Here is a 12,898-nt window from a genome sequence, read left to right as displayed (position 1 = left end):
CCCGAGTACGTCCAGTACTCGGGCGCCCCTCCGCCTTGCGATGCACGGCACCGGACACCGCGGGCCTGACCGGCGCCACTTTGACGACAGGACCTAGCCCCGGTAGAGCGCCTCGATCTCGTCCGCGAAGTCCTTCGCCACCACGTTCCGCTTCAGCTTCAGCGACGGCGTGATGTGCCCCGACTCCTCCGTGAACTGCGAGGGCAGGATGCGGAACTTCCGCACGGATTCCGCCTTGGAAACCGCCGCGTTGCCGTCGTCGACGGCCTTCTGGACGGCGGCGATCAGCTCCGCGTCCTCGCGCAGCTCCGCCGCCGTCACACCCGCCGGCTTGCCGTTCTCCGCGGCCCACCGGCCGAGGAACTCCTCGTCGATGGTGACCAGCGCGGCCACGAACGGCCTCGCGTCGCCCACCACCATGCACTCCGCGACCAGCGCGTGCGCCCGGATGCGGTCCTCGATCACGGCCGGCGCGACGTTCTTGCCGCCCGCCGTGACGATGAGCTCCTTCTTGCGGCCGGTGATCGCGAGGTAGCCGTCCTCGTCGAGGGTGCCGACGTCGCCGGTGTGGAACCAGCCGTCGGTCAGCGCCTCGGCGGTCGCCGTCTCGTTCTTCCAGTACCCCGTGAAGACGTGCTCGCCGTGCAGGAGCACCTCGCCGTCGTCCGCGATGCGCACCACGGAGCCCGGGAGCGGCTGGCCGACCGTGCCGATCTTCGTCTTGTCCCACGGGTTGAAGGCCGTGGCCGCGCAGGACTCCGTCAGGCCGTAGCCCTCCAGGACGGTGAAGCCGATGCCGCGGAAGAAGTGGCCGAGCCGCTCGCCCAGCGGGGCGCCGCCGGAGATCGCGTACTCGCCGCGCCCGCCGAGGACCGTGTGCAGCTTGCTGTAGACCAGCTTCGAGAACAGCTTGTGCTTGAGCCTCAGGCCCAGGGACGGGCCGCCCGGGGCGTCCAGCGCGCGGCTGTACGCGATCGCCGTCTCGGCCGCCGCGTCGAAGATCCTGCCCTTGCCGTCGGCCTGGGCCTTGGCTCGCGCCGAGTTGTAGACCTTCTCGAAGACGCGTGGCACGCCGAGGATCAGCGTGGGCCGGAAGGACTGGAGCTCGTCGGTCAGGTTCTTGATGTCCGGTACGCAGCCCAGCCGGATCGGCGCCAGCACGGCCGCCACCTCCACCAGGCGCCCGAAGACGTGCGCGGCCGGAAGGAAGAGCAGGACGGAGCACTCGCCGGTGCGGAAGAGCGGGCTCAGGCGCTCCACCACGTTGCCGCACTCGGCGAAGAAGTTGCGGTGGGTCAGCACGCAGCCCTTGGGGCGGCCGGTGGTGCCCGAGGTGTAGACGATGGTGGCCGGGTCGTCGGCGTTGGCGAGGCTGCTGCGCTCGTCGACCTCGGCCTCGGTGATCTGCGCGCCGGCGCCCTTCAGGGCGTCGATCGCACCCTGCTCGATCTCCCAGGCCTGGCGCAGTTCCGGCAGCCGGTCGCGCAGCGAGGCCACGGCCGCGCTGTGCCCGGGGCTCTCCACGATCACGGCGGAGGCGCCGGAGTCGCTGAGGATCCACTGGACCTGCTCGGCCGAACTGGTCTCGTAGACGGGGACGGTGACGCCGCCCGCGGTCCAGATCGCGAAGTCGATCAGCACCCACTCGTAGCGGGTGCGGGACATCAGGGCGACGCGGTCGCCGGGGCGGATGCCCGAGGCGATCAGGCCCTTGGCCGTGGCCCGCACCTCGGCCAGGAACTCGGTCGCGGTCACGTCCTGCCACCGGCCGTCGACCTTGCGGCTCATGACGGCGGTGTCGGGATGCTGCGAGGCGTTGCGGCGGATGAGATCCGTCAGGTTCCCGTCCGACGGGACCTCGTACAGGGCCGGAAGGCTGAACTCGCGCAAGACTGCTGCTCCTCTGGGCGCCATCGCCACCATGTGGACCGACCGGACGTTACCCATCAGTAGTGGGTTCCGGATAGAGGGAACCGGCCAGATGTTCCATGCGTCACATGACACGGCCCTAAGGTGCCGACCCTAGTCGACCCCGGCCACCACACGGAAGTAACCGCAGGTCCAGCTGCCCCTTCCACCCCCTCTACCCCCGGCCGCCGGGCCCCCCTAGGGTGGCCGCATGGGTGGCAGCACGCGTGGCAGAAAAGCCCGCACACGGGTGCACGTCGTCAGCGACGTGCACGGCAACTCCGAAGACCTCGCCAGGGCGGGAGAGGGCGCCGACGCACTCATCTGCCTCGGTGACCTGGTCCTCTTCCTCGACTACGCCGACCATTCGCGCGGGATCTTCCCCGACCTCTTCGGCGTCGAGAACGCGCACCGGATCGTCGAGCTGCGCACGCAGCGCCGCTTCGAGGAGGCGCACGTCTTCGGACGGCAGCTGTGGGCCGGCCTGGACCGGGAGCAGCTCATCGAGGGCGCGGTGCGCAAGCAGTACGCGGAAATGTTCGCCGCCTTCCCCGACCCCACGTACGCCACCTACGGCAATGTCGACATCCCCGGTCTGTGGCCCGAGTACGCCGACCGCCCCGGCCTCACCGTCCTGGACGGGCAGCGGGCGGAGATCGGCGGCCGCGTCTTCGGCTTCGTCGGCGGCGGGCTGCCCTCGCCGATGCGGACCCCCTACGAGGTGGACGTGGAGGAGTACGCGGCCAAGGTGGAGGCGCTCGGGGAAGTCGACGTACTGTGCTCGCACATCCCGCCGGAGGTACCGGAGCTCTGCTACGACACGGTCGCGCGCCGCTTCGAGCGGGGCAGCGAGGCGCTGCTCGCCGCGATCCGCCGGACCCGGCCCCGGTACGCCCTCTTCGGGCACGTGCACCAGCCGCTGGCGCAGCGCATGCGGATCGGCGGCACGGAGTGCGTGAACGTCGGGCACTTCGCGGCCACCGGGCGGCCCTGGGCCCTGGAGTGGTGAGCTCCGCACGCAGGGTAGCCTTCGAGCGGCGGCCGGAGGCCGGACACTTCCTCGAACACTCCCCGGAGGAGCGACTGCGATGGCGGAACACACCAGCTCAAGCATCACCATCGAGGCCGCCCCGGCCGACGTGATGGCCGTGATCGCCGACTTCGCCCGTTACCCGGAGTGGACCGGTGAGGTGAAGGAGGCCGAGGTGCTCGCCACCGACGCCCAGGGCCGCGCCGAGAAGGTCCGGCTGCTGCTCGACGCGGGCGCGATCAAGGACGACCACACCCTCGCCTACACCTGGAAGGGCACGGACGAGGTCAGCTGGACCCTGGACAAGTCGCAGATGCTGCGCCAGCTCGACGGTTCCTACCGGCTGACCCCGGTGGACGGCGGCAAGCGCACCGAGGTCACCTACCAGCTGACCGTGGACGTCAAGATCCCCATGCTCGGCATGATCAAGCGCAAGGCGGAGAAGGTCATCATCGACCGTGCGCTGGCGGGCCTGAAGAAGCGCGTCGAGACCGTCTGACCGAACCGGCCCCGCCGGCGTTCGAGGCGCCGGGGTCCGGGGGCGCCCCCGGCAGCGCCGCCGCACCCCATCGATCCGGAGCACCCTCCCCATGCACATCCTGCTGATCACCGGCCCCGGCGGATCGGGCCGCACCACCGTGGCCGCGGCCACCGCGCTCGCCGCGGCGCGCGACGGGCGGCGGGTGCTCCTGGTGACCGGTGAGCCGCTGGTCCCGGAAGGCGAACGCCTGCGCGTGGCCCGGGTGGACTCCGGCGAGTCGTTCCGGGCCGAGCTCGTCGCCCTGCAGGAGCGCGGCTCCGCGCTGCTCGGGATGGTCGGGGCGCGCCCGCTCGGCGCCGAGGAGCTCACCGAGCTGCCCGGAGCCGAACAGTTCGCCCTGCTGCGCGCCCTGCGGCGGGCCGCCCGCGCCCCCGGCACCGACCTCGTCGTCGTCGACATGCCCCCGCTCCACGAGGCCGCGGCCACCCTCGCCCTGCCCGGGCAGCTGCGCCGCTACCTCGCCCGGCTGCTCCCCGCGGAGCGCCAGGCCGCCCGCGCCCTGCGGCCCGTACTGGCCCAGCTGGCCGGAGTCCCCATGCCCGCGCAGTGGCTCTACGAGGCCGCCGCCCGCTGGGACGGGGAGCTCGCGGAGGTCCAGGCCGTCATCGAGGCCGAGACCACCGAAGTGCGACTGGTCGCCGAGCCCGGGCCGGCCGCCGCCGACGCGCTGCGGCTCGGCCGGCTCGGGCTCGCCCTGCACCAGCTGCCCGTCGGTGCCGTCGTCGCCAACCGCATGGTGCCGCAGGGCTCCGCCGACCCCTGGCTCGCCGGGCTCGCCGCCCAGCAGGAGAAGTACGCCGCCGAGTGGGCCGCCGAGCTCCCCGTGGTCGCCCTCGCCCACCTCGGCCGCGACCCGCGCGACCCGCAGGACCTGGACGTCCTCGCGCAGACGGCCGGGCTCGTCCCCGGGCCGCCCGCACCCCGCACCGACTGGGCCGTCGAGGACCGCCGCGCCGAGGACGGGGTACTCGTCTGGGTGGCGCCGCTGCCCGGCGTCCGCAAGAGCGAGCTCGACCTGATCCGCCGCGGCGACGAGCTGCTGCTCGCGGCGGGCCCGTACCGCAGAATCGTTCCCCTCCCCGCGGCGCTGCGCCGCTGCACCGTCTCCGGCGCCGCCCTGGCCGACGGAGTGCTCCGCATCCGCTTCACCCCGGACCCCGGCCTGTGGCCCCGTACGCCCTGAAGCAGCCCTGCGTGCCCGGCGCGGCCTGAACGCCGTACCCCCGTTCGGGTACCGTCGAAGGTAGCCCGTACCGCACGCCCCGCAGCCGCCGCAGGAGAGTCCGCCATGAGCGAGGCCACCGACCGCCCCACCGACGACGACGCCTGGGCCAAGGCCTGCGCCGAGGCCCTCGCCGCCGAGAAGGAGCGCCTGCGCGGGCAGCAGGAGTCCGGCGCCGGCGCCACCGGCACTGCCGCCGAGGAGCTGTTCAAGCTCTTCGAAGCCGTCGCCGACAAGGTCTCCGCCCTGAACAACCCGCTCTTCGGCGTGGCCGCACAAGGCGCGGTACGCCAGATCGTCGACCAGGCCAAGACCGCCGCCAAACCCGTCATCGAGCGCAACCCCGAGGTCTTCGACCACCTCGCTGCCGCCGGATCCGAGCTGCTCGCGGCGTACCGCTCGGCCGTCGAGGGCCACGAGCGCCGCTGGACGCGGGGCGACGGCGCGCCCCCCCGCCAGACGCCCCAGGACCGCGACCCGCGCGACGACGGGCCCGACGCGGGCCCCGACGAGCGGATCGATCTCGACTGATCGATCTCGATTAGGGGGTGTCTGGCGGCCTGACCCACCAGACACCCCCTAGGGGACGCCCGCCCTCGGGTACCGTTGGCCGTGGCGGGGCTTGACCGGAAACCGAGGGACTAATGGGACTCACCATCGGCGTCGACATCGGCGGCACCAAGATCGCGGCCGGCGTGGTCGACGAAGAGGGCACCATCCTTGAGACGTACAAGGTGCCCACCCCGCCGACGGCGGACGGAGTGACGGACGCGATCTGTGCGGCCGTGTCCGAGGTCAGCAGCAGCCACACCATCGACGCCGTCGGCATCGGCGCCGCCGGATACGTGGACGACAAGCGCGCGACCGTGCTCTTCGCGCCCAACATCAACTGGCGCCACGAGCCGCTCAAGGACAAGGTCGAGCAGCGCATCGGCCTGCCCGTCGTCGTCGAGAACGACGCGAACTGCGCCGCCTGGGGCGAATACCGCTTCGGCGCCGGCCAGGGCCACGAGGACGTCATTTGCATCACCCTCGGCACCGGCCTGGGCGGCGGCATCATCATCGGCAACAAGCTGCGCCGCGGCCGCTTCGGCGTCGCCGCCGAATTCGGGCACATCCGGGTCGTCCCGGACGGCCTGCTGTGCGGCTGCGGCAGCCAGGGCTGCTGGGAGCAGTACGCCTCCGGGCGCGCCCTCGTGCGGTACGCGAAGCAGCGCGCCAACGCCACCCCCGAGAACGCGAAGGTCCTGCTCGCGCTCGGCGACGGCACCCCCGAGGGCATTGAGGGCAAGCACATCAGCGAGGCCGCCCGGCAGGGCGACCTGGTGGCCGTCGACGCCTTCCGCGAGCTGGCCCGCTGGGCCGGCGCCGGCCTGGCCGATCTGGCCTCCCTCTTCGACCCGTCGGCGTTCATCGTCGGCGGCGGCGTCTCCGACGAGGGCGACCTCGTCCTCGACCCGATCCGCAAGTCCTTCAAGCGCTGGCTGGTCGGCGGCGCCTGGCGCCCGCACGCGCAGGTGCTCGCCGCGCAGCTGGGCGGCAAGGCCGGGCTCGTCGGTGCGGCGGACCTGGCCCGCCAGGGCTGAGCCCTGAGCCCTAGGCCTGACGCCTGACCCCTTTCGTATGGACCGCCCGCCGCGCCCCTTGGGGAGTGGCGGGCGGCTGCGTATCTTGCGGAGCATGGACCAGCTGCCGAAGTCCCGTACGGAGCCCGACGGTTCTGCCGTGATCCGGGTGCTCAGCTACAACATCCGCTCCCTGCGCGACGACGAGGAGGCGCTGGCACGGGTCATCCGGGCCTGCGAGCCGGACCTCGTCTTCGTACAGGAGGCGCCCCGGTTCTTCCGGTGGCGCAAGCACGCGGCGCGGCTCGCCGCGAAGTGCGACCTGGTGGTGCTGGGCGGGGGAGCGACCGCGGCGGGGCCGCTGCTGCTGTGCTCGCTGCGGGTCTTCGTCGAGCGGACCCAGGACGTGCTGCTGCCGCGCGCACCCGGCCTGCACCGGCGGGGCTTCGCCACGGCGGTGGTCCGGATCGGCGGGGCGCGGGTGGGCCTGGTCAGCGCGCACCTGTCCCTGGACCGCGCGGAACGCCGGGCCCAGGCCGACCTCCTCCTGAAACGGGTGGCGGAGCTGGACACGCCGTACGGGATCGCCGCGGGCGACGTGAACGAGGGCCCGCAGGGCCCGGCCTTCGGGGCCCTCGCGGGCGCCCTGCAGGACTGCTGGTCGGTGGCCCCGTGGGGCGACGGCCCGACCTTTCCGGCGTCCGCGCCGGTCCGCCGCGTCGACGCCGTCTTCGCCACGCCGGGCGTGGAAGTCCTGGCCTGCGGGGTTCCGGCGGGGCTGCCGGGCGTCTCGTCCACCGACCTGCGGTCGGCGACGGACCACCTGCCGGTGCTGGCCGCGCTGCGGCTCCGGGCCGCGCCGTAGCCCGCCGTCCGGGGTGGGGCGCCGTTGCCGGGAGCGCTGCCCCGGACCCCCGCGCCTCAAACGCCGGCGAGGCTGAATACTCAGCCTCGCCGGGCTTCGAGCCGCGGACCCCCTAGGTCGTCTCTTTCGGATCTTGCCGGTTAAGACCGGGCGGCGCGGGCCCGGCAAGATCCGGAAGAGACGGCCTAGACCACCGCGCCCCGGCCCGGGTCGTCGTCATCGTCGTCGCCCTGCGACATGCGGGCGACCAGCGTCGCGAAGCCGCCCAGGAAGCCGCCGATGCCCAGCGTCGTCAGCCACCAGGTCATCTCCCACTGGAGGAGCACGGCCAGGAGCAGCAGCACCGGGCCGCCCACCACCGCGAGCCAGGCGAACTTCGACGTGGTGTCCGCCTCCGGGAGCTCCGGCTCCGGCGGGACGAAGTGGCCCTCCTCCGCCGCGGTCAGGTCGTCGTCCTTCGGCTCCGCCAGCGAGTGGTCGCGCGGACCGGCCATGCCGACGCCCGGGGCGAAGAGCACCGAACTGCCCAGCGCCGTCGGCGGCTCGGGCTCAGGACCGGCCTTCGGCTCCGGCTCGTCCGGCTTCGGCTTCAGCTCCGGCTCGTCCGGCTTCACTTCCGGCCCGGACTCCGGCTTCGCTTCCTGCTTCGACTCCAGCTCCGGCTCCCGCGGGAACGGCTTGACGTCCTCCTCCGGCAGGAGCAGGTTCTCGATCGGCTTGAACGGCCGCGCCCCCGGCGGGTCCGGCGGCTCCTGCCCGTACCCGGCGACGATCGCCGCCCACGCCGCTTCCTCGTCCAACGGCGGAACCCCGCCCGACTGCTCCTCGTGCTCAGCCACCCGCCCGCGCCCCCTCCCTGCCCACGCTCTGCGCCAGTCGGCCGACGAACGCATAGCTGTCCGCGAAGATCCGCTCCGCGTCATGGTCCAACGTCGCGACGTGGTAGCTCTGTTCCAGCAGGGTCTCGGTGACGTCCCTCGACGAGATCCGTGCCAGGATCCGCGCCGAGTCGACCGGCGGTACGACGTGGTCCTGCGGGCTGTGCAGAAGCAGCACCGGCTGCGTCACCTGCGGCAGTTCGGCGTCCACCAGCCGCAGGAACGTCCGCAGCGAGTGCGCGGCGCGCGTCGGGACCCGGTCGTACCCGACCTCCTCCGAGCCCGGCTTCGCGATGTCGCTCGCGATGCCCGGCGTCGAGCGGATGAAGTGCTTGGCCACCGGCAGGGCGACGGCCAGCGGGTCGTGCACCTTGTTGGCCGGGTTGACGAGCACGAGGCCGCTGATCGCCTCCCCGTGCTTGGCCGCCAGCCGCAGGCTCAGCGCACCACCCATCGACAGCCCGAAGACGAACACCTGCGCGCACCGGTCCAGCAGGTCCCGCAGGGCGCGGTCCACCTCTGCGTACCAGTCCTCCCAGCCCGTGAGCTGCATGTCCTGCCAGCGCGTCCCGTGCCCGGGCAGCAGCGGCAGCGACACCGTCAGGCCCTGCGCCGCGAGGTACTCGGCCCAGGGGCGCAGCGACTGCGGGGAACCGGTGAAGCCGTGGCAGAGAAGGACGCCGACCTCTCCGCCCTCGTGGCGGAACGGCTCGGCTCCAGGGAGGACGGGCACCTGGGTCTCCTAGATGATGAGGTACGTCGGGGGGTGCGTTGCTCTGTGTGACTTCACCGTACGCGACCGGGGTGGCACCGGCCAGGGTCGTCGGGCTCCTGCCGGGGGAGGCAGGGGATATGGTCTGTTCGACAGACACAGGAAGGCTTTCGAGTTGATCTACGGCGCAATGAAGTTCTCCGTCGGCGGTTCCCTGAAACTCGCTTTCAGGCCGTGGGTGGAGGGCCTCGAGAACATTCCCGCAGAGGGGCCGGCGATCCTCGCGAGCAATCACCTGTCCTTCTCCGACTCCTTCTTCCTGCCGGCCGTGCTCGACCGGAAGGTGACCTTCATCGCGAAGGCGGAGTACTTCACCTCACCCGGAATCAAGGGCAGGCTGACGGCCGCCTTCTTCAAGGGCGTCGGCCAGCTCCCGGTGGACCGCTCCGGCGCCCGCGGGGCCGGCGAGGCCGCCATCAGAAGCGGCATCGAGGTCATCGAACGCGGGGAGCTGTTCGGTATCTACCCCGAGGGCACGCGTTCACCCGACGGCCGTCTCTACCGCGGCAAGCCCGGCGGGCTGGCCCGTGTGGCGCTGGCCACCGGAGCGCCCGTGATCCCCGTGGCGATGATCGACACGGAGAAGATCCAGCCGCCCGGCAAGGTGATCCCCAAGCTGATGCGCCCGGGCATCCGGATCGGCAAGCCGCTGGACTTCAGCCGCTACCACGGCATGGACCACGACCGCTTCATCCTCCGCTCGGTGACCGACGAGGTCATGTACGAGATCATGAAGCTCTCCGGCCAGGAGTACGTCGACATCTACGCGACGGCCGCCAAGCGCCAGATCGCCGATGCCGAGAAGGCCGAGAAGGCGGAGAAGGCCGAGAAGGCCAAGGCCGAGAAGCCCGAGGACACGGCGGAGTAGGCCGGGGCGTACCGCCCGCGAGGGGTGGGGGAGATGGCGAAACGCGAACGCGTCGTACGCATGTCGGTGGAGCAGCCGCTCTGGCGTGCCCTGACGGTGTACCGGCTGCTGACCATGGTGTACGCGGTACTGCTGTTCGCCTCGGCGTACAAGAGGTTCCCGCACCCCTGGACCGCGGCCGGCTACCTCGGCTTCCTCGCGGTCTGGACCCTGGCCACCACCCCGAAGGTGGCCAACGCGGCCAGCTGCACCAAGGGCTTCCTCGTGGCCGACCTCACCGTCGCCCTCGTCGGCATCGGGCTGACCCCGCTGGCCGACACCCACGAGCGGATCATCGGGGGCGGGCCCACCCTCCCCACGATCTGGACCGGGGGCGCGGTCCTCGGCTTCGCCATCAAGGGCGGCTGGCGCTGGGCCTGTTTCGCCTCCACCTTCGTGGTCGCGGTCACCATCCTCATCCACGGCGGCCAGCCCACCCGGGACGCCCTGCACAACGTGCTGCTCGTCTGGGTCTCCTCCGTGGCCATCGGGTACGTGGTCGAGGTCGCCCGGGCCAGTGAGGCGACCCTCGCCCGCGCCCTGGAGATCGAGGCCGCCACCCGCGAACGCGAGCGCCTCGCCCGCGACATCCACGACGGGGTCCTCCAGGTCCTCGCCATGGTCCAGCGGCGCGGCGCCGAACTGGGCGGCGAGGCCGAGGAACTCGGCAGGATGGCGGGGGAGCAGGAGGTGGCGCTGCGCACCCTCGTCTCCAGCGGGCTGGTGCAGCCCTCGCGGGTCTCCCGGGACGAGTCGCGGGGCGCGCTGGTGGACACGTACGAGGTGGAGGAGCCGGGCACCGACGAGGGAGAGCTGGATCTGCGCAACCTCCTCGCCCCGTACGCCGGGTCCCGGGTGAGCTTCGCGGAGCCGGGCACCCCGGTGCCGCTGCCGGTGCCCGCCGCGCGGGAGCTCGCGGCGGCGGTCGGGGCCGCCCTCGACAACGTGCGCAAGCACGCCGGGGAGGGCGCCCGCGCCTGGATCCTGGTCGAGGACTGGGGCGACGAGGTGATCGTGACCGTTCGCGACGACGGCCCCGGCATCCCGGCCGGCCGGCTCGACCAGGCGGAGGGCGAGGGCCGGTTGGGGGTGGCCCTGTCCATCCGCGGCCGGCTGCGTGACCTCGGCGGCAGCGCCGAGCTGGTGTCCGTCCCCGGACAGGGCACCGAAGTGGAATTGAAAGTACCGAGGGGGAGGACGGCCAAGAGATGAGTGAGCGCGCCGACGTGGACCAGCTGCACGAGATCAGGGTGATGGTGGTCGACGACCACCCGATGTGGCGGGACGCGGTCGCCCGCGACCTGGCCGCCGCGGGCTTCGACGTCGTCGCCACCGCCGGCGACGGCCCCGAGGCGGTACGGCGGGCCCGCGCCGTGACCCCCGACGTCCTGGTCCTCGACCTCAACCTGCCGGGGATGCCGGGGGTCCAGGTCTGCAAGGAACTGGCCGGCGCCAACCCGGCGCCGCGGGTCCTGGTCCTGTCGGCCAGCGGCGAGCACGCGGACGTCCTGGAGGCGGTGAAGTCCGGCGCGACCGGCTACCTGCTGAAGTCCGCCGGCGCCCAGGAGCTGATCGAGGCGGTCCGCCGCACCGCCGCCGGCGACCCGGTCTTCACCCCCGGGCTGGCGGGGCTGGTGCTCGGCGAGTACCGGCGCCTGGCCACCGACCCGGTGCCGACCGCCTCCGACGAGCCCAAGGCGCCGCAACTGACCGACCGGGAGACCGAGGTACTGCGGCTCGTCGCCAAGGGGCTCTCGTACAAGCAGATCGCGGAACGGCTGGTCATCTCCCACCGCACCGTGCAGAACCACGTCCAGAACACCCTGGGCAAGCTGCAGTTGCACAACCGGGTGGAGCTCGTCCGGTACGCGATAGAGCGCGGCCTCGACGACGCCTAGGCCGGGTCTTCGATCGTACTTTCGTCTTCGTCCGAGTGAACGGGCGTACCCAACGCCCCGTAATTCCACCTGAATTGCCTCTTCCGGCCCTCTTGCTGTGACGTGGGTCACCACTAGCGTGAGCGTCATGGCGACAACAGATTCCATGAAGGTCGGAGTGCTGACCGGCGGCGGTGACTGCCCCGGGCTGAACGCGGTGATCAGGGCGGTCGTCCGCAAGGGCGAGCAGGAGTACGGCTGCCGGTTCATCGGATTCAAGGACGGCTGGCGGGGTGCGGTCGAGGGGATGACCGTCCCGCTCGACATCCCCGCCGTCCGCGGCATCCTGCCCCGCGGGGGCACGATCCTCGGCTCCTCGCGCACCAACCCGTTCAAGACGGACAACGGGGTCCGGCGGATCAAGGAGAACCTCGACAAGTACGAGGTCGACGCGCTCATCGCGATCGGCGGCGAGGACACCCTCGGTGTCGCCGCCCAACTGTACGGGGAGTACGGCATCCCCTGCGTCGGCGTGCCGAAGACCATCGACAACGACCTGTCGGCCACGGACTACACCTTCGGCTTCGACACCGCCGTCGGCATCGCGACCGAGGCCATCGACCGGCTGCACACCACGGCCGAGTCGCACATGCGGGTCCTGGTCGTCGAGGTCATGGGCCGGCACGCCGGCTGGATCGCCCTGCACTCGGGGCTCGCGGGCGGCGCCAACGTCATCCTCATCCCGGAGCAGCGCTTCGACGTGGACCAGGTGTGCGCGTGGGTGACCTCCCGTTTCAAGGCCAGCTACGCGCCGATCGTCGTGGTCGCCGAGGGAGCGATGCCCAAGGACGGGGAGATGGTGCTGAAGGACGCCACCACCGACTCCTTCGGTCACGTCCGGCTGTCGGGGGTGGGGGAGTGGCTGGCCAAGGAGATCGAGGGGCGGACCGGCAAGGAGGCCCGCACGACCGTCCTCGGGCACATCCAGCGGGGCGGCACGCCGAGCGCCTTCGACCGGTGGCTGGCGACCCGGTTCGGGCTGCACGCGATCGAGGCCGTGCACGAGGGGGACTTCGGCAAAATGGTCGCGCTCAAGGGGACGGACATCGTGCGGGTACCGATCGCGGAGGCGACGGCCCGGCTGAAGACCGTGGACCCCGCGCTCTACAAGGAGGTCGGGGTCTTCTTCGGCTGAGGCCGGCCGAAGGACCGCGAGCCCCTCGGCCTGACCGGTGCGCCTGCGTCGGGGGGGGGGGGGGGGGGGGGGGGGAGAAAGGGGGGGGGGGGGAGGGGGGGGGGGGGGGGGGGGGGGGGGGGGGGGGGGGGGGGTACG

General features: G+C 72.3%; 13 protein-coding genes. 10 read left to right on the top strand and 3 right to left on the bottom strand.

All coding sequences use genetic code 11. The features are described from left to right. Positions 1-93 precede the first annotated feature (93 nt). Entirely contained in the window at positions 94-1,890 is a 1,797-nt protein-coding gene (locus AC07DU_RS32270; protein WP_479115372.1) for an AMP-dependent synthetase/ligase, read from the bottom strand. 229 nt (positions 1,891-2,119) lie between these two features. On the opposite strand from AC07DU_RS32270, the gene AC07DU_RS32265 reads away from it, so the two are divergent. The 6 genes from AC07DU_RS32265 to AC07DU_RS32240 all read left to right on the top strand — a co-directional run bounded on the left by AC07DU_RS32265 (position 2,120) and on the right by AC07DU_RS32240 (position 7,131). After that, positions 2,120-2,917: a metallophosphoesterase family protein gene (locus tag AC07DU_RS32265; RefSeq protein ID WP_479115370.1), complete on the top strand. Its 798-nt coding sequence runs from the start codon at positions 2,120-2,122 to the stop codon at positions 2,915-2,917. Positions 2,918-2,996: 79 nt separating this feature from the next. Beyond that, entirely contained in the window at positions 2,997-3,437 is a 441-nt protein-coding gene (locus AC07DU_RS32260; RefSeq protein WP_360901123.1) for an SRPBCC family protein, read from the top strand. Between the two features lie 91 nt (positions 3,438-3,528). Next, entirely contained in the window at positions 3,529-4,662 is a 1,134-nt protein-coding gene (locus AC07DU_RS32255; RefSeq protein WP_479115368.1) for an ArsA family ATPase, read from the top strand. 105 nt (positions 4,663-4,767) lie between these two features. Beyond that, on the top strand, positions 4,768-5,232 hold the full coding sequence (locus AC07DU_RS32250; RefSeq protein WP_392061272.1) for a DUF5304 family protein: 465 nt from the start codon (positions 4,768-4,770) through the stop codon (positions 5,230-5,232). Between the two features lie 113 nt (positions 5,233-5,345). Continuing rightward, entirely contained in the window at positions 5,346-6,287 is a 942-nt protein-coding gene (locus AC07DU_RS32245) for an ROK family glucokinase (protein ID WP_360901114.1), read from the top strand. A gap of 94 nt (positions 6,288-6,381) precedes the next feature. Next, complete coding sequence (locus AC07DU_RS32240) at positions 6,382-7,131, top strand: endonuclease/exonuclease/phosphatase family protein (protein WP_479115366.1); 750 nt, start codon at positions 6,382-6,384, stop codon at positions 7,129-7,131. Positions 7,132-7,316: 185 nt separating this feature from the next. Here the strand turns inward: AC07DU_RS32240 and AC07DU_RS32235 are convergent, their stop codons facing one another. Further along, positions 7,317-7,970 carry a hypothetical protein gene (locus tag AC07DU_RS32235; protein ID WP_479115364.1) on the bottom strand — a complete coding sequence of 218 codons (654 nt, stop codon included), beginning with the start codon at positions 7,968-7,970 and terminating at the stop codon, positions 7,317-7,319. Continuing rightward, positions 7,963-8,742 (bottom strand): alpha/beta hydrolase, encoded by a 780-nt coding sequence (locus tag AC07DU_RS32230; RefSeq protein ID WP_360901105.1) that lies wholly within the window; start codon positions 8,740-8,742, stop codon positions 7,963-7,965. Before AC07DU_RS32230 ends, AC07DU_RS32235 begins: the two co-directional genes overlap by 8 nt. A 154-nt stretch (positions 8,743-8,896) precedes the next feature. Between AC07DU_RS32230 and AC07DU_RS32225 the strand changes: the two genes are divergently transcribed. The 4 genes from AC07DU_RS32225 (at position 8,897) to AC07DU_RS32210 (ending at position 12,760) form a co-directional block, all read left to right on the top strand. Further along, entirely contained in the window at positions 8,897-9,649 is a 753-nt protein-coding gene (locus AC07DU_RS32225; RefSeq protein ID WP_479032602.1) for a lysophospholipid acyltransferase family protein, read from the top strand. Positions 9,650-9,682: 33 nt separating this feature from the next. Further along, entirely contained in the window at positions 9,683-10,900 is a 1,218-nt protein-coding gene (gene macS, locus AC07DU_RS32220; RefSeq protein ID WP_479032604.1) for a MacS family sensor histidine kinase, read from the top strand. Then, positions 10,897-11,586, top strand: coding sequence for a response regulator transcription factor (locus tag AC07DU_RS32215; RefSeq protein ID WP_360901096.1), 690 nt, complete (start codon positions 10,897-10,899; stop codon positions 11,584-11,586). Before macS ends, AC07DU_RS32215 begins: the two co-directional genes overlap by 4 nt. Before the next feature lie 145 nt (positions 11,587-11,731). Beyond that, positions 11,732-12,760, top strand: a complete 1,029-nt coding sequence (locus AC07DU_RS32210) for a 6-phosphofructokinase (protein ID WP_360901135.1) — start codon at positions 11,732-11,734, stop codon at positions 12,758-12,760. The last annotated feature ends 138 nt before the right edge of the window (positions 12,761-12,898 follow it).

It is taken from the genome of Streptomyces sp. NPDC045695 (assembly GCF_056432025.1).
This window is presented reverse-complemented; position numbering and strand designations above follow the sequence as displayed.